At 65.6% G+C, this 20,757-nt stretch carries 21 protein-coding genes, 1 tRNA gene and 1 riboswitch; of the genes, 11 read left to right on the top strand and 11 right to left on the bottom strand.

Annotated features, from left to right (window positions below; translation table 11 throughout):
• Window positions 1-3 precede the first annotated feature (3 nt).
• The 6 genes from alaE to cobO all read right to left on the bottom strand — a co-directional run bounded on the left by alaE (window position 4) and on the right by cobO (window position 4,873).
• Window positions 4-429, bottom strand: a complete 426-nt coding sequence (alaE, locus tag KUW62_RS03495; protein ID WP_224814130.1) for an L-alanine exporter AlaE — start codon at window positions 427-429, stop codon at window positions 4-6.
• Window positions 430-450: 21 nt separating this feature from the next.
• Window positions 451-1,503, bottom strand: coding sequence for a cobalamin biosynthesis protein CobW (cobW, locus tag KUW62_RS03490; protein WP_224814129.1), 1,053 nt, complete (start codon window positions 1,501-1,503; stop codon window positions 451-453).
• A complete protein-coding gene (locus tag KUW62_RS03485) occupies window positions 1,500-1,943 on the bottom strand; it encodes a DUF1636 domain-containing protein (protein WP_224814128.1) in 444 nt (147 codons plus the stop codon). Before KUW62_RS03485 ends, cobW begins: the two co-directional genes overlap by 4 nt.
• Window positions 1,944-1,960: 17 nt before the next feature.
• A riboswitch (cobalamin riboswitch) is annotated at window positions 1,961-2,177 on the bottom strand.
• 34 nt (window positions 2,178-2,211) lie between these two features.
• On the bottom strand, window positions 2,212-3,645 hold the full coding sequence (locus KUW62_RS03480; protein ID WP_255599306.1) for a cobyric acid synthase: 1,434 nt from the start codon (window positions 3,643-3,645) through the stop codon (window positions 2,212-2,214).
• An 11-nt stretch (window positions 3,646-3,656) separates the two neighbouring features.
• Window positions 3,657-4,265: an HAD family hydrolase gene (locus KUW62_RS03475; RefSeq protein ID WP_224814126.1), complete on the bottom strand. Its 609-nt coding sequence runs from the start codon at window positions 4,263-4,265 to the stop codon at window positions 3,657-3,659.
• Complete coding sequence (gene cobO / locus KUW62_RS03470; protein WP_224814125.1) at window positions 4,262-4,873, bottom strand: cob(I)yrinic acid a,c-diamide adenosyltransferase; 612 nt, start codon at window positions 4,871-4,873, stop codon at window positions 4,262-4,264. Before cobO ends, KUW62_RS03475 begins: the two co-directional genes overlap by 4 nt.
• 219 nt (window positions 4,874-5,092) lie before the next feature.
• Between cobO and KUW62_RS03465 the strand changes: the two genes are divergently transcribed.
• The gene (locus KUW62_RS03465) at window positions 5,093-6,256 is read left to right on the top strand and encodes a DUF2235 domain-containing protein (protein WP_224814124.1); all 1,164 of its coding nucleotides are present in this window, start codon (window positions 5,093-5,095) and stop codon (window positions 6,254-6,256) included.
• A gap of 178 nt (window positions 6,257-6,434) precedes the next feature.
• Here KUW62_RS03465 and KUW62_RS03460 read toward each other — a convergent pair.
• The 3 genes from KUW62_RS03460 to KUW62_RS03450 form a co-directional block, all read right to left on the bottom strand.
• Window positions 6,435-6,521 (bottom strand) — tRNA-Leu (locus KUW62_RS03460).
• Window positions 6,522-6,681: 160 nt separating this feature from the next.
• Window positions 6,682-8,229 (bottom strand): peptidoglycan-binding protein, encoded by a 1,548-nt coding sequence (locus KUW62_RS03455; protein WP_224814123.1) that lies wholly within the window; start codon window positions 8,227-8,229, stop codon window positions 6,682-6,684.
• A gap of 87 nt (window positions 8,230-8,316) precedes the next feature.
• Entirely contained in the window at window positions 8,317-8,814 is a 498-nt protein-coding gene (locus KUW62_RS03450) for a DUF2306 domain-containing protein (RefSeq protein ID WP_224814122.1), read from the bottom strand.
• A gap of 308 nt (window positions 8,815-9,122) precedes the next feature.
• Between KUW62_RS03450 and KUW62_RS03445 the strand changes: the two genes are divergently transcribed.
• The 7 genes from KUW62_RS03445 (at window position 9,123) to KUW62_RS03415 (ending at window position 15,421) form a co-directional block, all read left to right on the top strand.
• Window positions 9,123-9,896 (top strand): LytTR family DNA-binding domain-containing protein, encoded by a 774-nt coding sequence (locus KUW62_RS03445; protein WP_224814121.1) that lies wholly within the window; start codon window positions 9,123-9,125, stop codon window positions 9,894-9,896.
• 3 nt (window positions 9,897-9,899) lie between these two features.
• Entirely contained in the window at window positions 9,900-10,550 is a 651-nt protein-coding gene (gene lipB, locus KUW62_RS03440; RefSeq protein ID WP_224814120.1) for a lipoyl(octanoyl) transferase LipB, read from the top strand.
• Between the two features lie 213 nt (window positions 10,551-10,763).
• Complete coding sequence (locus tag KUW62_RS03435; RefSeq protein ID WP_224814119.1) at window positions 10,764-12,665, top strand: cytochrome c oxidase subunit 1; 1,902 nt, start codon at window positions 10,764-10,766, stop codon at window positions 12,663-12,665.
• 8 nt (window positions 12,666-12,673) lie between these two features.
• Window positions 12,674-13,141, top strand: coding sequence for a cbb3-type cytochrome c oxidase subunit I (locus tag KUW62_RS03430; protein ID WP_224814118.1), 468 nt, complete (start codon window positions 12,674-12,676; stop codon window positions 13,139-13,141).
• Window positions 13,142-13,197: 56 nt separating this feature from the next.
• Window positions 13,198-13,713, top strand: coding sequence for a DUF2244 domain-containing protein (locus KUW62_RS03425; protein ID WP_224814117.1), 516 nt, complete (start codon window positions 13,198-13,200; stop codon window positions 13,711-13,713).
• 394 nt (window positions 13,714-14,107) lie between these two features.
• On the top strand, window positions 14,108-15,181 hold the full coding sequence (locus KUW62_RS03420) for a helix-turn-helix domain-containing protein (RefSeq protein ID WP_224814116.1): 1,074 nt from the start codon (window positions 14,108-14,110) through the stop codon (window positions 15,179-15,181).
• 78 nt (window positions 15,182-15,259) lie between these two features.
• A complete protein-coding gene (locus tag KUW62_RS03415; RefSeq protein ID WP_224814115.1) occupies window positions 15,260-15,421 on the top strand; it encodes a hypothetical protein in 162 nt (53 codons plus the stop codon).
• A 75-nt stretch (window positions 15,422-15,496) separates the two neighbouring features.
• Here KUW62_RS03415 and KUW62_RS03410 read toward each other — a convergent pair whose 3' ends face one another.
• Window positions 15,497-15,955, bottom strand: coding sequence for a GatB/YqeY domain-containing protein (locus KUW62_RS03410; RefSeq protein WP_224814114.1), 459 nt, complete (start codon window positions 15,953-15,955; stop codon window positions 15,497-15,499).
• Window positions 15,956-16,101: 146 nt separating this feature from the next.
• Here KUW62_RS03410 and carA point away from each other — a divergent pair, with 146 nt between their 5' ends.
• Window positions 16,102-17,256 carry a glutamine-hydrolyzing carbamoyl-phosphate synthase small subunit gene (gene carA, locus KUW62_RS03405; protein ID WP_224814113.1) on the top strand — a complete coding sequence of 385 codons (1,155 nt, stop codon included), beginning with the start codon at window positions 16,102-16,104 and terminating at the stop codon, window positions 17,254-17,256.
• Window positions 17,257-17,372: 116 nt separating this feature from the next.
• Complete coding sequence (locus KUW62_RS03400) at window positions 17,373-19,385, top strand: glycosyltransferase family 2 protein (RefSeq protein WP_224814112.1); 2,013 nt, start codon at window positions 17,373-17,375, stop codon at window positions 19,383-19,385.
• Here the strand turns inward: KUW62_RS03400 and KUW62_RS03395 are convergent.
• Entirely contained in the window at window positions 19,373-20,008 is a 636-nt protein-coding gene (locus tag KUW62_RS03395; protein ID WP_224814111.1) for a GntR family transcriptional regulator, read from the bottom strand. The two genes, KUW62_RS03400 and KUW62_RS03395, sit on opposite strands and share 13 nt — an antisense overlap.
• Before the next feature lie 101 nt (window positions 20,009-20,109).
• On the opposite strand from KUW62_RS03395, the gene KUW62_RS03390 reads away from it, so the two are divergent.
• A complete protein-coding gene (locus KUW62_RS03390) occupies window positions 20,110-20,751 on the top strand; it encodes a pyrimidine 5'-nucleotidase (protein ID WP_224814110.1) in 642 nt (213 codons plus the stop codon).
• Window positions 20,752-20,757: the final 6 nt, after the last annotated feature.

Genomic DNA, 20,757 nt, shown 5'->3' with positions numbered 1-20,757 from the left:
GGATCAGGCCCTCGGTGACATTGGTGTCATTCCGCCTGATCGTGGCAGGCCAAACCACACCCTGACCTGACCCAACCACAATCCATATGGGCGTCCAAGCACCAGCATAATCACCGCCGCCCCGGCTGCGCCTGCCAGCAACTCCGCCCCCCACGCCCCACCCGCGAATATGATCGCAACGTAAATCGGCACCTGGAATGACAGAAGAGCAAGCGTGTCCCAGATCGTGTCTGACAATGGTGTCCCGTTTGAAAAGCGCCCCAGTACGAGATCCCGCCACACGCCGTAGGGCCTTGCGGTGAGTACCATCAACGGCGCGCCGATCAGGCGAGAGGTCGCAACCTCCCCCCAATCCATTCCAACGATGAACCGTTCATTGAGGATACCGGTCACGGTGAAGAAGCTCACCAACGCGACCGTATCGGCCATGAACGCCCGCCCTGCCACTGGTCACTCCGCCGCGGCAAGTTCCGGTGCAAGCACGGCACGGATCGCCGCCGCGTCCACGTCGTCATGTTCCGCGATCACCACCAGTCGTCCCTGGCGTGGGCGGTCGCCCCAAGGCTGGTCGTATTGGTGCCGCACCCGCGCGCCCACCGCCTGCACCAACAGGCGCATCGGCTTTCCGGTGACGGAGGCATAGCCCTTCACCCGCAGGATGTTGCGTTCATTGGCCAACCGCTCGATCCGGGCGACCAGATCTGCGGGATCGTCCAGTTCGGGGATGTTGACGACGATGCTCTCGAAATCGTCGTGTTCGTGGTCGTCATGGCCATCGTGGTGGGACGGGCGGGCGTCCATATCGTCCTCCGCCGCCGCTTCCAGCCCAAGGATCACGCGCACATCGACGACGCCCTCTGCCACTTCGACCACGGGCAGCGGGCGCGGGGCCTCTGCCGCGATAATCTCTTTCGCCTTCGCCACACCCTCGGCGCCCGCAAGGTCGGGTTTGGTCAGCAGAATGATGTCGGCGCAGCTGATCTGATCCTCGAACACTTCCGACAGGGGCGTCTCGTGATCGATGCTCTCATCGGCCAGCCGTTGCGCATCGACGCGCGCCACGTCAGGCGCGAACCGCCCTGCCGCCACGGCCTCCGCATCGGCGAGCGCAATCACACCGTCCACGGTGATCTTGGAGCGGATATCGGGCCAGTCGAATGCCTTGAGCAGCGGTTTGGGAAGCGCCAGGCCCGACGTCTCGATCAAGATGTGATCGGGACGCGGCTCCAGCGCCATCAACGCCTCGATCGTCGGGATGAAATCGTCGGCCACGGTGCAGCAGATGCAGCCATTCGCCAGTTCCATGATATTCTCCGCCGGGCAATCGGGGATGGCGCAGCCTTTCAGGATCTCCCCGTCCACGCCCACATCGCCGAATTCGTTGACCACCACGGCCAGCCTCTTGCCGCCGGGGTTCTGCATCAGGTGGCTGATCAGCGTCGTCTTGCCGGAGCCGAGGAAGCCGGTAATCACGGTGACGGGCAGCTTTTCGAGGTTGGTCATTCTGGGATCTCCATTGGCGGAATGCGGGCCATGCAGTTTTTGCGGAAATGTTCGGGACGCTCGCGCCATGTCACGAGGCCATCGTGCGTTGCGGCGTATTTCTGGGCACCGTCGCGGATGATGTCGGGGTGATCGCCCTCGTGGAGGTTGCCGTAGACATAGGTCCACCGCCCTTCGCCGCGCAAAACGATGGAACAGCTGCGCTTGCAATTGGACAGGCAGTCGATGGGCGTGACTTTCACACCATCCGGCGGGTCGGCGGCCAGCGCTTCGTAGAGTTGCGTGCCATGGCTGAGCGACACATCACCCACGGCATCGGCGCGGTTGCACTTGGTGCAGACCAGCAATTCGACAGGTTTCAACGCGGCATCCACGCGGCACATCCAGTTCCGGTTCGGCAGGGGCGGCAGGGCGGGGCAAGCACACTTGGGTCCCGTCACCGGAACACCCCGTCCGGTTTCATTCACGTCACGCGGGCAGGTCTCCCGGCTTGCGGATGTGTGGGGCTTGGCGCTCCACCCGGTCCCCCGGCCTTCCCGGCGCGATGGCCAGTGGCGATTGAGGAACCTCTCCGGTCACGGTCGCGGGGGCGGCTGCATTTGGCCGGGTCTCTCCGGTTGATGCATTCCCTTTTCACCTGCAATCGGGCAGGCACCAGCGTTCGGGGGAGTGTGCTGAGCGGGCGGACCTTGTCAAGCGACAAAGGCCCTAGCGCGCGGTGGCCAATAGCCCGTCCACGTCCAAATGCGTCTCGAGATGGGTGGCAAGCGCGTCGAGCGTGTCGTCCACCCCCGCGTCATAGGATGCGCCCGAGGCCGCGATGCCGAATTGCTCCAGCCACGCCTTGCGAAACCCGTCATCGGTGAACATCCCGTGGAGGTAACTGCCGGTGATCCGCCCATCAGCGGAGGTTGCGCCTTCGGGCTGATTGTCGACCATCGCGAAGGGGCGCGCGCGGTCCGGGCCGTCCGTCTGCCCGATATGGATCTCATATCCCGCAAGCGGCGCACCACTTGGCAGATGGGTGCCCTGCACCTCCGTCAGGTGCTTGTCCCCGCCCATAACGGTGCGCACATCCAGAAGGCCTAGCCCCTCCGCCTCCCCCTCCGGCCCCTCGATCCCGTCGGGGTCGGCCACCACGCGGCCCAGCATCTGATACCCGCCGCAAATGCCCAGCACATGCCCGCCGCGTCTGACATGGGCCACCAGATCGACATCCCAGCCCTGCGCCCGCAGGAACGCCAGATCGCCCCTTGTGGATTTGGAGCCGGGGATAATAACGAGGTCTGCATCTGCAGGGATCACCTGCCCCGCCCCCACCATCGACAATCGCACGCCTGGTTCCTGCGCCAGTGGGTCGAGATCATCGAAATTCGCGATCCGGCTGAGCCGCAGGCAGGCGATGTGGAACCCGTCCCCCCGCGACCCGGAGCCGAGATCTGCGGCATCCTCCGCAGGCAGCTTCCATGCATCGGCGAACCAGGGCGCCACGCCGTATCCGCGCCAGCCCGTGTGATCCTCGATCATCCGATAGCCGTCATCAAACAGCGTCGGATCACCCCGGAACTTGTTGATCAGGAACCCCGCGATCCGGTCCGCATCCGCCTTGGGCAGCACCGCCTGCGTGCCCACGATTTGCGCAATCACGCCGCCCCGGTCGACGTCACCGCAAAGGATTACCGGCACGCCGGTCGCCTCCGCAAAGCCCATATTGGCGATGTCGCCCTGGCGCAGATTGACCTCCGCCGGGCTGCCCGCGCCTTCCACGATCACCAAGTCATGGGCCGCGCGCAGGCGGTCGAAACTTTCCACCACCGCGCCCATCAGAGTGGGCTTTAACATGGCGTATTCCCGCGCCTTGGCGGTGGTCAGGCGCTTGCCGTGGACGACGACCTGCGCGCCCATATCGGTTTCGGGCTTCAGCAGGACCGGGTTCATATCCGTGTGGGGGCGCAGCCCGCAGGCGCGGGCCTGCAACGCCTGCGCGCGCCCGATCTCTCCGCCATCCTCGGTCACGGCGGCATTGTTGGACATGTTCTGGGGCTTGAAAGGCGCCACGGACAGCCCACGCTTCACCGCCGCGCGGCAGAGCCCCGCCACGAGCATCGACTTGCCCACGTTGGAGCCGGTGCCCTGGATCATCAGCGCGCAGCTCACGTCAGCACCTGAGGCAGGAGGTGCCGGGTCGCGTCGGTGAAATGAAATGCCTGCCACCCGAGGGCGCGGGCGGCCTCGCAATTGAGGGCGCTGTCATCGACAAGAAGCGTGCGCGCGGCGGGGACACCTGACCAATCGGTGATCGACTTGAAATAGGCGGCATCGGGTTTGGCCACGCCCATACGGCCCGACGCGAAAACGTGTTCGACCAGCGACGCGAAGCCCATGTCGGCTTCGATAAATCGGGCGCGGCAGGCCGGATTGTTGGTCCCGATGACGTGACGGGCGGGGTGAGACCTTAGATACCGCACGACCTCCGCATCCGGGTGGGCATCTTTCGCGAACCAATAGGATAGGAAAGCGTCGGCGGATATGTCGGTGTCCTGTGTGGCGAGCCATTCCGCGGCGACATCGACAAGCCGTTCCTCACCCACGATCACGGTGCGGATGCGGCCAGAACGGAAAATGTAGGCGTCCAGACTGCTCCGGCTGAGGCCCAGGTCAGCCTCCAGATCGTCGGCCCAGACAAAGCGCCCGTCGACGAGGTTGCGGTTCAGCACCCCGTCGAAATCCCAGACGATCAGGTCCGGACCGCCATGGGTCAAAACTCCACACCCAATTGCGCCTTGATCCCGTCGCGGAACGGATGCTTGACCAGCGCCATCTCCGTCACCAGATCCGCGGCTTCGATCAATTCCGGCTTCGCGTTTCGGCCCGTCAGGACCACATGGGTCATGTCCGGCTTTTGCGTCAGAAGGAAATCAACGACCTCGTCGATATCGAGGTAATCGTAGCGCAGCGCGATGTTGATCTCATCAAGCAGGACGAACCGGATCTCGGGGTCGAGGATCTGCTCCTTCGCGATCTTCCAGCCGTTCTGCGCTGCCGCGATATCGCGTTCCCGATCCTGGGTCTCCCAAGTGAAGCCCTCGCCCGACACGAAAAACCGGCATTCTTCGGCAAATCTCTCGCGCAGGAACGTCTTCTCCCCGGTCTCCCAATTGCCCTTGATGAACTGCACCACGGCGCATGGCATCCCGTGGGCGATGCAGCGCATGATCATCCCGAAGCCGGAGGACGACTTGCCCTTTCCCGGCCCGGTATGGACGATGATAAGGCCCTTTTCCTCGGTCTTGGTCTGCATCAGCTTGTCGCGCGCGGCCTTGATCTTCTTCATCTTCTCGGCGTGGCGGGCGTTGATTTCATCACTCATGGGGCGTCTTTCCTGCGGCGTTCGGGGCGGATCGCCCCACCAATGACTCCAATCGCACCCGCATGCCATAGCCGTTTGCGGTGAAGGGGCGGGCAAAGCAGACGCGCGCCGGAAATTCGTCGCACGGCTGCCCGAAATTCCGTATCGTGACGGTCACAGGGTGCCGCGCCCGCCGTTTTTTCCGGCGCGCACCCGATCCGTATTTGAGGGATCGCGCCCGTGCCGAAGAAAATCGTCCTCCTGCTTGACGGAACGTCGAACGAGATCAAGGCTGACCGGACCAACATCCTGCGCCTTTACGGAACATTGGTGAAATCTGACACGCAGCTTGTTTACTACGACCCCGGCGTCGGCACATTCGGCGCAGAGCAGGCCTGGTCGCAATTCATCCGCAAGGGGCGGGAGATCTGGGGGATGATCACCGGCTGGGGCCTCGATGCCAATGTGAAGGAAGCCTATCGCTTCATCGTCGACAATTACGAAACCTATGACGATGGCACTCACGACCAGATTTTCATCTTCGGGTTTTCACGCGGCGCCTATTCCGCGCGGGTGCTTGCGGGTTTCCTGCACGCCTTCGGGCTGCTGGAGCGGCGCAACCTGAACCTGCTTGATTACGTCTATCGCGCCTACAAGCGGGTCGATCCGGACGGCGACGCCGACAGTTTCGCGGAGTTGGGGCTGCATTGCCGGATCATCCAGCCCGACCAACCGCCGATCCGCTGCCTCGGGCTGTTCGACACGGTGTCGTCCGTGATCGAAAGCGGGCGCGCGGGAATTCCGCGTCTGCGCAAACATGCCTTCACGGAAGACAATCCGTCGGTCGAGGCCGTGCGCCATGCGGTTGCCATCGTGGAGCGGCGCACGATGTTCGTCCCGCAACTCTGGCCCGCGGGCCAAACCTTCCGCCAGCAGCGCCCGGCGGAGGAACCGGCCCCGCCACAGGACGCCAAGGAGGTCTGGTTCAACGGCTATCACGCCGATGTGGGCGGCGGATCGGAGGAAATGAAATCGGGTCTCGCCAAAATCCCCCTGGACTGGATGATCCGGGAAACGCGGGCCCTGGGGCTGGACTTCGATCAAGCGCTGGTCCGAAACCTCGTCTTCGGAGAAGGCACCGAAAGCGCGCGGTCGAAACCGGACCCGTTGGCCGCGCCCAACCCGTCCATGAACTGGGCCTGGCACTTGTTGGAATACCTGCCGCGCCGCAAACCGCGCCTGTCCCGCCGACGCGACCTGCGCGGCTGGATCCTGCCGCGCTGCGAACCCCGCACGATCCCCGACGGCGCCCATGTCCACGTCTCTGTCCTGAAAGCGGCGGAGCGGCCGGACAATTTGCCTGATGCGTTCGAACTGGTGGACGACGGCGGAAACGAACCCTGAGCGTGGCATGGATGCCAAACCGCTCGCGGTTTCTTTGAGATCGCTGTCGCCTGCCAATGCTCCGATCGGTTCCCTGACCTTTCCGCCGAAAGGGGCAGGTTGGTACGGGTGAGAAGACGAACCTGGAACCAGCACCACGGCCTCAAATAGCCCGAAGGGCGGTAGGCCAAACAAGAAGTGGTGCGCTCGGCGAGACTCGAACTCGCACGGGTGTTACCCCACAGCGACCTCAACGCTGCGCGTCTACCAATTCCGCCACGAGCGCCGTGATCAGGTAGTGGGGCGGTCTCTAGCCGTTGAAATCAGCGTTGTGAAGGGGGAAGACAGGGGGCGGGCGCAAAAAATGCGTGCCGGTGCGACAAACGAAAACGGCGGGCCCCGGAGGACCCGCCGCGTAAAGTCTCAGGCCGATCTGGCCGGGTGGCTTACTGCGTCACCTCGAAGGTCGGCAGGATCGCGGTCGGGGCCACGACGATCTCGGGCTCGGACATGATCTCCACCTCGCCGGACGCGGAGACGGGCGCCGGGCGCGGCGTCTGGATGCGCTGTTGCACGGGCGCGACCTGCGGGAAGACCGGGATCACATTCGCGGCGGCGGGCACCGGCACGGGCTGACCGCCCAGGGTCATGGCCACGGCCTGCTGGATCAGCGGCAGACGCCCGGCATCGGAGGGCGAGAAGACGGCGGGCGCCCCGTTGGTGACGGCGGCCAGGCTCAACTCGTACCACGCATGGGCGCGGTAATCGTCCTGCGCGACGCCGAAGCCTTCGCGCAGGTGGTGGCCCAGAAGCTCCCCGTAAGCGGGCTCCCCGGCGGCGACGAGGATCAGGGCCGCGCCCATCGCCATGTCCATGTTGTCATCGCCGTAGCCGACACCAAGGCAGACGCGGGCGGTGCCGGCCAGCTCGGCCTGGGGAATTCCGGTCGAATAGGCGAAGCCCTGGGCCGAGGCCAAAGCCTGATCCGGCGTCACCGCCCCGATCAGCGCGGTCTGCGTCGCCACGGCGGTGGAGAAACCATCGCACTGGGTCTGGATCTCGGCATAGGAGAGCGAGGTGATCGCCTCCGTCAGGTCATGGCCCTGGTTCACGGCGCTGGCGCGGGCCGTGCAGAACTGCTCGGACAGGGCAAAGCCGGGGTTGGACAGGTTGCCAAGCGTCATCATGCCGCCATTGGCCTGACCCTGAAGCGCGACCGCATCGCAGCGCTGCGACAGGACCGGCGAGGCGGAGGCACCGGCGAAGAGGTTCGGAACCGTGCCACCGGCGGCGGGTGCTGCAACGGTCTGAACCGGGGCGCCATTGCCGGGCACGACGGTGGTCGTGGCGGGATTCACGATAACGGTGGTGTTGCTGCCGCCGCCGGGTTGACCGGCATAGCCTTGCGTGGGCGGCGTCGTGCCGTCCAGCACGCCGCGATAGGCCACCAGAAGCGGCGCACCGTTCAGGCCGGTCTGGCCAGCGCCACCGTTCTGCGCCCAGAGGTAGGCACCGATCAGGTACTGGGCCTGGGGCTCGGGGAAGGAATTGCCATTGACCGGGAAGCCAAGCGCGGCCTGGTACCGTTCCACGGCGGCGCGGGTGGCGGGGCCGACCTGGCCATCGACGAACCCAGCATTGAAACCGAAGTAGTTCAGCGCGGTCTGCACCTGGCGGCCCGCTTCGGTCGCGGGGATGGCGGGACGCGTCACCACCTGGCGCGGCGGGGTGGACGGCGCGGGTCCGGTTTGCGGCGGCGGCGCGGGGCGCGCGCCATAGTTCGGATCGTATTGCGGGTGACGGGGATCGTTGGGCTGTATGATCGTCGTCGTCGTGGTCTGGCTACCGGCCGCAATACCGGCGACGATCGCACCGCCCAGAAGCAGGCCGCCGATCACGTCGCGGGCATCCTGGGCGTGCGAGGGGGCGGCAAACATCGGCGTGAACGCCATGGCCGCGAGAAGGGATGAGGTGGTCAAATACTTGCTAAACATCAAAAAAGTCTCCGCAGACAAGAAGGGGCAATTCTCTCTAATGGCGACACTATCAGATGATTCGCCCATTTCGCAGACAGGAATCCCCTACCTTTGGCGAAATCCCTTCGTTTGCAGCAAGATACGCGTCGCGGCGAGCATCCCGATCCCCAACGCGATCCCCGCGCCAAGCCATGGTGCGTCCGCGAAGAAAACCGCGTTCAGCGTCCGCCCCGGCAGGATCGTCAGAAGGCCCGCAATGCAGATGCCTTGCAGGTAAAGCGACCGCATCTCCGCACTATGGGCCACCACGTCGCCGCGCCGAATGGCCGTCACACCCCGCCAAAGCGTCAGGAGCGTCCAGAGAGAGAAGAGGTGGATCGGCCCGAACGGTCCCGCGATAGGCAGAACGGAGGCCGGGATCAGCAGCCCGGTCAACGCCAAAACGGCCATCGCGCAGACCCATGTGCGGCCCACGATACGGTGAATGACATCGCGACGGGTCCGGTAGATCGCGAGCGGCCCCAGCAAGATGCCCGCAACGGCGGCCACCAGATGCACCTTAAGGATGACCGGCGCGGTCAGGATCGGGGACGGGTCCATCATGTGGGCACCCCGCCTCTGCGCTGCACCGGCATGACCGACAACAGTCTCAGGGAGCTATCCGATAGACGGCCACCGACCCGGGTGATCCGATCACGGCCCTGGCAAAGGATCACCCCGACACACAGCAAGATGCCCCGCATCGCCACCGCCACATGCGGATTAACGTGGGCGGGCGCATCTGTTGGCGTTGCAAGGGTCATCGGCGATCTCTCCGGTCTCGGTTTGGCAAGTGGTTTGTCCTGCGCTAGGACTTGATCGCGGGGCCGCGCAGGCTCCATCCCCGTTTCGCCAGTCACAGGGTGCGCTTCGTGAACGACAGCCCATCGCAATCCGCGCTTCGTGAATGGCGGACCCGGTTTTCGGACCCCGTGACCCTCGTGATCATCGGGGCAATCGCCGCGCTTCTGGCGATCCTCGGGCCGTTTTCCACAGGCGAGCGTCTGACCCTCGCCCCGCGCTTCGCCTATTGGCTGGTGATGGTGGCAGGCACGTTTTCGGTGGGGCTCCTCATCGACGAATGGCTGACCCCGCACCTGCCCGCGCACTGGCGCGTGCTGCAGCGCGTCGCGGTGAATGGCCTGGCCACCGGGATCGGCATCGTGCCGGTCATCACGGCGCTCAATTACGTGAGTTTCGGTTACGTCCCGAACCTGTCCGATTGGCCTGGTCTGTTGGTTCAGTTCCTCGCCATCGCGCTGATCGTGACGGTCATTTTCCAGGTCCTGAACACGCAAGGCGGACAGGAGCAAGATGATGGGGAGGCCGCGCCCCCGATCCTGGACCGCCTGCCGCTGGACAAGCGCGGTACGCTGCTGAGCCTTTCAGCGGAGGATCACTACACCCGCATCCGCACCACCAAGGGCGAAGAGCTGGTTCTGATCCGCCTCTCCGACGCCATGCGGGAGGCCGCGCCGGTGGCCGGTCTGCGTGTCCACCGCTCCCATTGGATCGCGCTGGGTGGGGTGGCCAGCGCCGCGCGCAAGGGCGACGGGGCGCAACTGCGCATGGAGGACGGGGCTGACATTCCGGTCAGCCGCTCCCACATCCAGGCGGTGAAGGAGGCGGGGCTATTGCCCCGGTAGCGGATGGTCGAATGGATCACCTCGGACGCGCCCGTCCCCTACGATGTCGCGGTGGCGGAGATGGAGGCGCGCGCCGACGCCATCGCGCGCGGCGACGCGGGGGAGGCCGTGTGGCTGCTGGAACATCCCCCCCTCTATACCGCTGGCACATCGGCCAAGCGCGAGGACTTGAAGGACCCGGATCGGTTCCCCGTCTACGACACCCGGCGCGGTGGGCAATACACCTATCACGGGCCGGGACAGCGCGTGGCCTACGTAATGCTCGACCTCAACACACGCAGCCGTGACATCCGGCGCTACGTGGAACAGCTTGAAGCCTGGGTGATCGCCGCCCTGGCGGAGTTCAACGTCAAAGGCGAAATCCGCGACGGGCGCGTCGGCGTCTGGGTCACGCGGCCCGAAAAGCCCCCCCTGCCCGACGGAAGCCAGCGCGAAGACAAGATCGCCGCCATCGGTGTGCGCATCCGCAAATGGGTCAGCTTCCACGGCATCTCCCTCAACGTGGAGCCGGATCTGAGCCATTTCGACGGCATCGTACCCTGCGGGATCGCGGACCATGGTGTCACGTCGCTTGTCGATCTGGGCCTGCCGGTGACGATGCATGATGCCGACCTTGCGCTCAAACGCAGTTTTGCGGAGGTTTTCGGCAGCTGACCTTGCGCGGTCTGCACGATAATGCGCGACGGCCCGGCGCGTCTGCGGCCCTGCGCCAATATTACCCACCCATTTCGCGCAGCCGCGCGGCTTGTCGCGTTGATCCATCCCTCGGCGCGCACTAAACCGAAGCTCAGACTCGAAAACTATCCGGCCCCGGACGGGGTTGGGCGTGCAAAATACGCGCATCCAAGACGCGAACAGGAGACGGCCATGGCTGACGCCACCCTTACAGGGCACGACCACAAGGACGACCGCGGGTTCTTCACCCGCTGGTTCATGTCCACCAACCACAAAGACATCGGTATTCTGTACCTGTTCACCGCGGGCCTCGTGGGCCTCGTGTCGGTGGCCTTCACCGTCTACATGCGGATGGAGCTGATGGAGCCGGGTGTGCAATACATGTACATCCCCTTCGACGCGTCGCCCGATGGCATTCAGGGCGTCTTCGCCCGATTGGGGGAGGCTTTGGCCGCCGCGGGCGGGGGCACGAACGCCTTCGCCGACCAGCTTGGATCATTGGAAAGTACGCTTCTTGCGGGTGCGCAGACCATCGAGGGTGAGCCGACCGTCGTGATCGAAGGCGGCCTGCGCGCCGATCTGGTGGCCCAGTTCGAGGCGATGATCGCCACCGCTAACCCCGTCGAAGCCCAGGCTTTGTTGGGGACGATGGACCAGCTGGACGGCAATCCGGACGGCCATACGTGGAACGTCTACATCACCGGCCACGGCGTGTTGATGATGTTCTTCGTCGTCATCCCCGCCCTTTTCGGTGGCTTCGGCAACTACTTCATGCCGCTGATGATTGGCGCGCCGGACATGGCGTTCCCGCGGCTCAACAACCTCAGCTACTGGATGTATGTGGCCGGTACGGGCCTGGCCTTCTGCTCCGTCTTCATCGACGGCGGCGCGGGTCCGGGCTGGACGTTCTATCCGCCGATCTCGGCCCAGGGTGTTGAAACCAGCCGCGCGGTGGACTTCGCGATCTTCGCCGTCCACGTCTCGGGTGCGTCGTCGATCCTCGGCTCGATCAACTTCATCACCACCTTCCTGAACATGCGTGCGCCGGGCATGACCCTGCACAAGGTGCCGCTGTTTGCCTGGTCCGTCTTCGTGACCGCATGGCTGCTGCTCCTGTCCCTGCCGGTTCTGGCAGGCGCTATCACCATGCTTCTGACCGACCGGAACTTCGGGACGACCTTCTTCGATCCCGCGGGCGGCGGGGACCCGATCCTGTTCCAGCATATCTTCTGGTTCTTCGGCCACCCCGAGGTCTACATCGTGATCCTGCCCGCGTTTGGCGTGATCTCCCACGTGATCTCCACCTTCTCCAAGAAGCCCATCTTCGGCTACCTGCCGATGGTCTACGCGCTGGTGGCGATCGGGGGCCTCGGCTTCGTCGTCTGGGCGCACCACATGTACACGGTGGGCATGACCCTGACGCAGCAGGCCTACTTCATGGTGGCCACCATGGTGATCGCGGTGCCCACAGGCATCAAGATCTTCTCGTGGATCGCGACGATGTGGATGGGCTCGATCAGCTTCAAGACACCGATGATGTTCGCGCTCGGCTTCATCTTCCTCTTCACGCTCGGCGGGACGACGGGGATCATCCTCAGCCAGGCCGGTGTGGATCGCGCCTATCACGACACCTACTACGTCGTGGCGCATTTCCACTATGTGATGAGCCTTGGGGCCGTCTTCGGTATCTTCGCAGCCGTCTACTACTGGCTGGCCAAGATGTCCGGGCGGCAATATCCCGAATGGGCCGGTCAGGTGCATTTCTGGGTGTTCTTCATCGGGGCGAACCTGACGTTCTTCCCGCAGCACTTCCTGGGCCGTCAGGGCATGCCGCGCCGCTATATCGACTACCCCGAGGCTTATGCGCTTTGGAACTACGTCAGCTCGATCGGTGCGTTCATCTCCTTCGCCTCGTTCATCTTCTTCATCGGCATCGTGTTCTACACGCTCGCGGCAGGTCGCCGCGTGACCGAGCCCGCCTATTGGGGGGAACATGCCGACACGCTGGAATGGACCCTGCCCAACCCACCGCCGGAGCACACCTTCGAGGAGCTTCCGACGCGGGAGATGTGGGACAAGCAGCCGGGTCACTGACGCGCGCCATGCGCTGGAACGACTGGCTTATTCTGACAACGATAGGCGCCCTGCTCGGGGGCGCCTATTTTCGATTCCGGCCCCCGCAGCGTATCACGCTGAGCCAGCCCGGAGCAGATGGCACCTACCACGACACCTATTACGTGGTGGCCCACGTCCACTACCTAGGCCTTCTGACGCTTCTTGTCGTTTTGATCGGGGCCGCCTATGTCCTGGTGCTGCGCCGGTCCACACGGCGCGTGGCCGTTTGGGGCGCCGTCGCAATCTGCGTATTCGGCCTCGGCACGGCCTTCATGATCGCCCCACAGGTGTTCACACCCCGCAGCGGCATGCCGCGCCGCTATGGCGATTACGCGGACGCGGTCGAGTGGTGGAACGCCATCTCCGCCACGGGTGCAGCCCTGGCGACGGCGGCCCTCTTCATCCTGCTTGTCCTGACCGTCCGGGCGCTGATCCAGCCGCGGCGCAGCCGATAGCCGACCGCGACCGCTTGCCACTTGCCCCGCGTGTGGAACGCAGCAGAATAGATCCCATGCCGATCACGACCGCCACACCCGCTGACACATCGCCATCCCGCGGCGCGCCGCGCCTGTCGCTGCGCCTGACGCCCTATAAATCCCTCACGCCCGAGGGGTTCGTGTGGTTCATCGGCGTCACGGCGGCGCTGATCTCCGTTCCGCTGTTCTCGATCCTCGGCACGTCCGTGTTCTGGGCGCTCCTGCCATTCCTCGTCGCGGCCGTCTGGGGCATCTGGACGGCCCTGAAACGATCCTGGCGCGACAAGGAACTCTACGAGGATGTGCTGGTTTGGGATGACCTGATCCGGGTCGAACGCCATGCGCCGCGCAAACCCACCCTGGATTGGGAGGCAAACCCCTATTGGGTCCGCGCCACGCTCCACGCACGCGGCGGTCCGGTGCCGAATTACCTGACTCTCAAGGGCGGCGCGCGGGAGGTGGAGCTTGGCGCCTTCCTGACGCCGCTGGAACGGGTGGAGCTGAAGGACATCCTTGAACGGTCCCTCGGCGCGGCACCCCACCCGACATAGGCGCGCCATCGCCGGATCACCCTTTCGACAATCGCGCCAGTTTTCCGCGATCCGTTAACCCGATCTTCACTCCGCCAGCGGACAAATATGCCCGGTCGACCAAACGGGTCCGGGGTGACGCCCGGCCTGACACCGGATCTTGAGCGTTCGGACCTCGCCGACGCCTTTACAGGGTGCGACTGGGGTCGGACACCTGATGCGCATTCTGTCCATGGCTTCCCTGACGCGGGGGGCCGTCCCGAGCCGGTCCGCTTCCGGCGGCGCCGCCTTCCTTAACGGACAAATCCCCGCCGATTTTCGCAAATCGGCCCAGTTTCGAGAAATCGGTGCGCCCCTTCCGCTCCTTTCCTGTAGTCTGTCCCGAAACGGACCCACAGCGCGAAGGAGCGTGGTGATGGAGCTTCTGGATCTCGCCCTGCGTAGCGCGGCGATCGGTGTGCTTGCCTTGCTGGCGGGCCTCCTGCTGCGCGCGCCTATCGGATGGGAGGGGCGGATTTCGATCCTTGCAGTCGCCCTGTCCAAATCCGCGATGTTGCTGCTGACAAGCGCGACGCCCCTGGCGTTCCCGCCGCTGATCGCCACCAACCTGATCCTGCTGTCGAGCCTCGTTCCCAACGCGGTCACATGGCTGATCGTGACGATCTTCGTCGATCCGCCCTTCCGCCGCTGGCCCTGGCTTGTGGCCTCCTCCCTCGTCTCCGGCCTCTTGCTGGTGCATCACCTCAATCCCGACAGCGTAGCGGCGGTCCTTTGCGCGGCCAGCGCGGCGCTGCTTTACGCGGGCCTGTTTGGCCTGGCGCTCTGGTCCTCCCGCGACGACCTGGTGGAGTGCCGCTGCCGGGCGCGGCCGGGCTTTGCGGCGGCCATTGCGGGGCTTGGCGCGACGCTGACCGGGGTGCAGGCGCTGGGGTTGATGGACAGCGAGGGATTGGCCTTCGCCCTGATGCAATCGACCGGCGTTCTGGCCGTAACCCTGGCCTTCGCGATCTGGATCCTAAACCCCGCCATCGACCGTTGGCCGGGCCAATCGGACACGTCGCCCGCGCCCGAGCCGTCTTCCGCCGGCCCCGACACGGCGTTGATCACGCGCATCCGGGCCGCCATGGCCGCAGGCGCGTGGCGGCAGGAGGGGCTGACGATCGGCGGGCTCGCCGCCCAGCTCAACGTGCCCGAACACCGCCTGCGCCGGGCGATCAATGGTGGGCTGGGACATCGCAACTTTTCCAGCTTCATCAATTCCCACCGCATCGCCGCCGCCAAGGCCCAACTTGCCGATCCCGAAGGCGAAGGCACCACGATCCTCGAGATTGCCTATGACGTCGGCTTCGCCTCGCTGGGTCCGTTCAACCGCGCGTTCCGGGCCGCGACGGGTCAAAGCCCGACGGAGTTCCGGCGCGACGCGCTGAGCCATCCCGCGGCCCGCGCCGATTCCGAAAATCGCGCGCCGATCCCCGCGAACCTGCACTGATTTTCAAATCCGGCGCGCGCCCGGGGGGCTCCATCGCCACGTTCCAATCACCGCAACGAATGATGATTGGACAAGCAGATGCGTTCCCTGATCCTCGCCGCCATCGCGGCCACTGCCCTCAGCGCCCCCCTGGCCGCGCAAAGCGTGAGCTTCCCCAGCACGACCTTCCCCGAACCCGGCACGTTTTGCGGCCCGTTCCAGTTGTGCCAGCCCGAGGTGACGCGCGGCCCGACACGCTGATCCCGGCGTACGGCATGAAAAAGGGGCGCACCCTTCCCCGGCTGCGCCCCTTTTGATGTCACATGGCGGCGTCGCCTATCCAAGGCGGTCCTTCACCATCGGGCCGACGCGACCGAAATCCATCTGGCCCGCATATTGAGACTTCAGCTCACCCATCACGCGGCCCATGTCGCGGATGCTCGATGCGCCCGTCTTGACGATGGCGGCATCCACGGCGCGGCCCACCTCCTCGTCCGACAATTGGCGCGGCAGGTAATCCTCGATCACGACGATTTCCGCCTGCTCCTGCTCGGCCAATTCCAGCCGTCCGCCTTCTTCATAGGCGCGCGCGCTTTCCTGGCGCTGCTTGACCATCTTGGCAAGGATGGCCAGCACTTCGCCATCGTCCACGCCGTCGGCGTTGCCCTTGGCACGCGCGGCGATGTCCTGGTCCTTCACGGCCGCGTTGATCAGGCGCAGCGTCGACAGGCGCACGGTGTCCTTTTCGCGCATTGCCGTCTTGATGCCTTCGGTGATCTTCGCTCTCAAGCCCATGGGGGATCTCCGCTCTGTCGGGGGTATCGAAGGCGCCTAGATAGGAGCGTGCGGCCCTTTGCACAACCCATGCGCCTTGACCCGCCTCGCCCCGGCCCTTAGACCACCGAAAGTTTGCCCGCCTGCCACATATCGGAGCGTCCCCCATGCCAGATCACCCGACCGCCTGCCTTGTCCTTGCCGATGGCACACTCTTCTACGGGCGCGGGTTCGGGGCCACGGGCATCCGCGTGGCGGAGCTGTGTTTCAACACCGCCATGACGGGCTACCAGGAAATCATGACCGACCCATCCTATGCGGGCCAGATCGTGACCTTCACCTTCCCCCATATCGGGAACACCGGCACCAATCCCGAGGATGACGAGACCGCCGATCCCGTGGCCGAGGCGATGGTGGTGAAATGGGACGTGACGGAGCCGTCGAATTGGCGCGCGCAATCGCATCTGGTCGATTGGCTGGAACGGACGGGCCGGATCGGCATCGGCGGCGTGGACACGCGGCGGCTGACCCGCGCGATCCGGCAACAGGGCGCGCCCCATGTGGCCTTGGCGCACGATCCCGACGGCAATTTCGATATCGAGGCGCTGGTCGCCGCCGCCCGAGACTTTACCGGGCTGGAGGGCGTGGATCTGGCGAAGGACGTCACCTGCGCGCAGTCCTATCGCTGGGACGAGATGCGGTGGGCGTGGCCCGAGGGCTATACGAAACGCGAAGGCCCCGCGCCCAAGGTCGTGGCGCTGGATTACGGCGCCAAGCGCAACATCCTGCGGTGTCTGGCCAGCGCCGGCATGGACGTGACGGTGATGCCCGCAACCGCGTCGGCGGAGGAGGTCCTGGCGCATTCGCCCGACGGCGTGTTCCTGTCCAACGGCCCCGGCGATCCGGCGGCCACGGGCGTCTATGCGGTGCCCACAATCAAGGGTGTGCTGGAGGCGGGCCTGCCCACCTTCGGCATTTGCCTGGGCCACCAGATGCTGGCGCTGGCGCTCGGGGCGAAAACGGTCAAGATGAACCACGGCCACCACGGCGCGAACCACCCCGTCAAGGACCTGACGACCGGCAAGGTGGAGATCACGTCGATGAACCACGGCTTCACGGTCGACAGCCAGACCCTGCCCGACGGCGTGGCGGAGACCCATGTGAGCCTTTTCGACGGGTCCAATTGCGGGATCGCGGTGGAGGGCAAGCCGATCTTCTCGGTCCAATACCACCCCGAGGCGTCGCCGGGACCGCAGGACAGCTTCTACCTTTTCGAACGCTTCGCCACGGCGGTGCAGGACCACGCCAAGGCCCCGGCCTGATCAACGCCGCCCGGCCCGCATTCGGGCGATGGCGCAACCGTTTACGAAAAATTAACCCTGCTGGCGGACGTTAGGCCCGTATTCACCTAAGCCGCTAAGGCAAAGGTCGGTCAGGCTTGGACGGCGACACGTCCCCCACCCCCTCCCCCTCACCGGAACAGGCGAGGGCACGGCGCGTGTTGCAGCGCGCCGTGGGCAAAGCGCGTGGGCTGGCGGATGATACGCCGCCCGGCTCTCAACCAAACCTGACGGAGGCGGAGGCGACGCGCCTTGCCGATGCGCTCCTGCTGCGTGGCATCGTGTCGGACCCCGACATGGACGCCGCGCTCACGGCCATGCGCGGCACGTCCCTGTCGCTCGGCCAGGTGCTCATGGCCCGCGCCGTCCTGACGGAGGCGGAGTTGCTTTCGGCCCTGACGGAGATCTACGGATGTGGCATTGCCGATCTGTCCAGCGCCCCGCCGGAGCGGGAGGCGGCGGCCCTGTTGCCCCCCCGCGCGGCGCTGGCGGCCGAAGCGGTCATATGGCGGCGCACCGGCAGCGCCCTTGTGGTGGCCACCAGCCGACCCGATTGCGTGCCGGACCTGACCGCGATCCTGCCCGCGGGCGTCCGCATCGTCACCGTCCTTGCGTCCCAAGCGCAGATCCGGGCCGCGCAGCGCCTTGTCTACGGTGACGACATGGCGCGCGCCGCCGAAGGCCGCGCCCCGGTGCGCGATTCCTGCCGGTCCTGGCGCGCAGACGCGATGGGTCGGCTGGTGCTGGCGTTTCTTCTGTTCGGCATCGCGCTGGCCCTCGTCGCGCCCGTTATCTTGAGCGTTATCGTCTTCGGCCTCGCCATCGCGGTCTTCGCCGCAAACGGCGCGTTGAAATGCGCGGCGTTCGCCCAATCCCTGCGCCACGGGGATGCGCCGCAATCCGATGCCGCCGACAGTCGCTACCTGCATCTGCCCACCGTCTCCATCCTTGTCCCGCTTTTCCGGGAGCCGGAAGTGGCGGGCGCGCTGGTGGAACGGCTTCGGAAAATCGACTACCCGCCCGAACGGCTCGACATCATCCTTGCGGTTGAGGAGAGCGATCCCTTGACGCAGGAGGCGCTGCGCGTGGGCCATCTGCCGCCGTGGATGCGCGCGATCCCCGTCCCGCCCGGTGGTCCGCAGACGAAGCCACGCGCCCTGAACTACGCGCTGAATTTCGCGCGTGGTGAAATCGTGGGGATATACGACGCGGAGGATCGCCCCGAACCCGACCAGATCACCTGCGTCGTGGAACGCTTCGCCGAAGTCCCCCCCGATGTCGCCTGCCTGCAAGGGCGGCTCGATTATTACAACGCGCGCCACAATTGGCTGAGCCGGATGTTCACGATCGAATATGCCGCATGGTTCCGCGTGCTTCTGCCCGGTGTGCAGCGGATGGGCCTCGTCGTGCCCCTGGGCGGCACCACCGTCTTTCTGCGCCGCCCGGTGCTGGAAGAGGTGGGCGCGTGGGATGCCCATAACGTGACCGAGGATGCGGAATTGGGCCTGCGGCTGGCGCGGGCCGGCTACAAGACGCAGATCGTCGACACCACCACCTATGAGGAGGCGAATGCCGCCCTTCTGCCGTGGATCCGGCAACGCTCGCGCTGGCTGAAGGGATACCTCATCACCTGGGGGTCCGCGATGCGCCAGCCCCGACGCCTGTTGCGCGATCTGGGCTGGTGGCGGTTCCTTGGCCTACAGGTGCAGGTCTTCGGCGCGGTTCTTGGCTTCCTGACCGCGCCCCTGTTGTGGAGCTTCCTCGTCAAGGCATTCGGCCTCTGGCATCCGCTTGACGCGGCCCTGCCGCCGGGGGGCTACGGATTTCTGGCGGCGCTGATGCTGGGGGGGCTGATCGTGTCGATCGCGATTTCCGTCCATGCCTGCCGCGCGGCCCATTTGCGTCACCTGCGCCGCATCGCCCCTCTGGTCGAGCCCTACTATATCTTCGGCTCCGTCGCCGCGTGGATCGCCCTGGTGGAACTGATCGCGCGGCCGTTCTTCTGGGCCAAGACCGCCCATGGCAAATTCGGCGCGTCCAGCGAAGAGACCGCCCGCCCGCGCCCGATGCCGCGATTGCGCGTGGTCGGCGCGCCGTCTCAGCCGCGCTGAGCCTCTTCCTTCAGGCGCACCTTGAACGCCGTCGACAAATGCGCCTTGAGCGCGTCCGCCGCCCGGTCCCCGTCCCGCTCCGCAATCGCGTCGACGATGGCGCCGTGTTCGGCCAGCGCATCCTCCCCCCGGCCCGCAGCGGCCAGCGAGGTGCGCGCCATCAGCGCCATGGAGCGATAGACGAGGTCCAGTTGCTGCACGAGATAGCGGTTGTGCGACGCCAGGTGGATCTGGTGGTGGAAGCGGCGATTGGCGCGCGCCAGCGCCTCCGGATCGCCCAGAAGCCCGCGGTCCTGTTCGACCATGTCACGCAGGACGGCGACCTCCTCCTCCGCGGCATGTTTGGCGGCAAGGCGCGCGGCCAGCCCCTCCAGCTCCTGCCGGACGGCGTAAAGCTCCGCCATCTGGGCATGGTCCAGCGAGGCCACGATCAGCGAGCGGCCGTCGCGCGTCAGCAGGCTTTGGGTCTCCAACCGCTGCAACGCCTCGCGGATCGGGGTGCGGCTGACCCCGAACCGGTCGGCCAGTTCACTCTCCACCAGCCGCGATCCGGGCCGGTAGATGCCCCCGTCGATGGCTTCGAGGATCATCCCGTAGGCGTCTTTGTGGCCGGCATCCGTCATCGCGCTTTTGTCCCGTTGCTCAAGGCTTTGCACGCTAGGCAAGCCCCCTTGCCCTGTCCAGTCCACTTGCACCTGTGCCGCGCGCACAATACTCCCGCGACATGGCGCAACTGACAGACATCGAAACCTGGGTCTTCGACCTCGACAACACGCTCTATCCGCCCTCGATGGCGCTCTTCCCGCAGGTCAACGCGCGGATGACGGCTTATGTCATGGCGGCCCTTGGCGTGTCGGAGGCGGAGGCCGACCACCTACGCGACCATTACTACACCGAACACGGGACCACGCTGGCCGGCTTGATGACCCATCACGATCTGGATCCGGAGCCCTATCTGCTCGACGTCCACGACATCGACTTTTCCGTCCTGTCGCCGGACCCCGCCCTAGCGCGCCGCATTGCGGGCCTTCCGGGGCGCAAGATCATCTATACCAACGGCACCGCGCCCTACGCCGCGGCGGTGGCCGAGGCGCGGGGGCTTGGCGGGCTGTTCGATGCGATCTACGGAGTGGAACATGCACGCTTTCACCCCAAACCCGCCCGCGCCGCGTTCGAGGCGGTGTTCGCGCAGGATGGCCTGACCCCCACCCGCGCCGCGATGTTCGAGGATGAGGCGCGCAACCTTGCTGTCCCCCACGCGATGGGGCTGACCACGATCCACGTGGCCCCCGATCCCGTCGCCGCCGACCATATCCACCACCATACCGGCGATCTGAGTGCCTTCCTCGGGCGGTTGTCGGATTGAGACAGA

The organism is Hasllibacter sp. MH4015 (assembly GCF_020177575.1).
Taxonomy (GTDB): domain Bacteria; phylum Pseudomonadota; class Alphaproteobacteria; order Rhodobacterales; family Rhodobacteraceae; genus Gymnodinialimonas.
The sequence above is the reverse complement of the archived record's forward strand: the minus strand, read 5'-3'. Positions and strand labels throughout refer to the sequence as shown.

What these genes read in the sequence shown, in the direction of transcription:
- KUW62_RS03420 (WP_224814116.1), top strand. Translation starts at nt 14,108, where the DNA reads ATGGAGCTTCTGGATCTCGCCCTGCGTAGCGCGGCGATCGGTGTGCTT.
- KUW62_RS03415 (WP_224814115.1), top strand. Translation starts at nt 15,260, where the DNA reads ATGCGTTCCCTGATCCTCGCCGCCATCGCGGCCACTGCCCTCAGCGCC.
- lipB (WP_224814120.1), top strand. Translation starts at nt 9,900, where the DNA reads ATGGTCGAATGGATCACCTCGGACGCGCCCGTCCCCTACGATGTCGCG.
- cobW (WP_224814129.1), bottom strand. Translation starts at nt 1,503, where the DNA reads ATGACCAACCTCGAAAAGCTGCCCGTCACCGTGATTACCGGCTTCCTC.
- carA (WP_224814113.1), top strand. Translation starts at nt 16,102, where the DNA reads ATGCCAGATCACCCGACCGCCTGCCTTGTCCTTGCCGATGGCACACTC.
- KUW62_RS03410 (WP_224814114.1), bottom strand. Translation starts at nt 15,955, where the DNA reads ATGGGCTTGAGAGCGAAGATCACCGAAGGCATCAAGACGGCAATGCGC.
- KUW62_RS03480 (WP_255599306.1), bottom strand. Translation starts at nt 3,645, where the DNA reads ATGATCCAGGGCACCGGCTCCAACGTGGGCAAGTCGATGCTCGTGGCG.
- KUW62_RS03395 (WP_224814111.1), bottom strand. Translation starts at nt 20,008, where the DNA reads ATGACGGATGCCGGCCACAAAGACGCCTACGGGATGATCCTCGAAGCC.
- KUW62_RS03455 (WP_224814123.1), bottom strand. Translation starts at nt 8,229, where the DNA reads ATGTTTAGCAAGTATTTGACCACCTCATCCCTTCTCGCGGCCATGGCG.
- KUW62_RS03450 (WP_224814122.1), bottom strand. Translation starts at nt 8,814, where the DNA reads ATGATGGACCCGTCCCCGATCCTGACCGCGCCGGTCATCCTTAAGGTG.
- alaE (WP_224814130.1), bottom strand. Translation starts at nt 429, where the DNA reads ATGGCCGATACGGTCGCGTTGGTGAGCTTCTTCACCGTGACCGGTATC.
- KUW62_RS03425 (WP_224814117.1), top strand. Translation starts at nt 13,198, where the DNA reads ATGCCGATCACGACCGCCACACCCGCTGACACATCGCCATCCCGCGGC.
- cobO (WP_224814125.1), bottom strand. Translation starts at nt 4,873, where the DNA reads ATGAGTGATGAAATCAACGCCCGCCACGCCGAGAAGATGAAGAAGATC.
- KUW62_RS03435 (WP_224814119.1), top strand. Translation starts at nt 10,764, where the DNA reads ATGGCTGACGCCACCCTTACAGGGCACGACCACAAGGACGACCGCGGG.
- KUW62_RS03390 (WP_224814110.1), top strand. Translation starts at nt 20,110, where the DNA reads ATGGCGCAACTGACAGACATCGAAACCTGGGTCTTCGACCTCGACAAC.
- KUW62_RS03430 (WP_224814118.1), top strand. Translation starts at nt 12,674, where the DNA reads ATGCGCTGGAACGACTGGCTTATTCTGACAACGATAGGCGCCCTGCTC.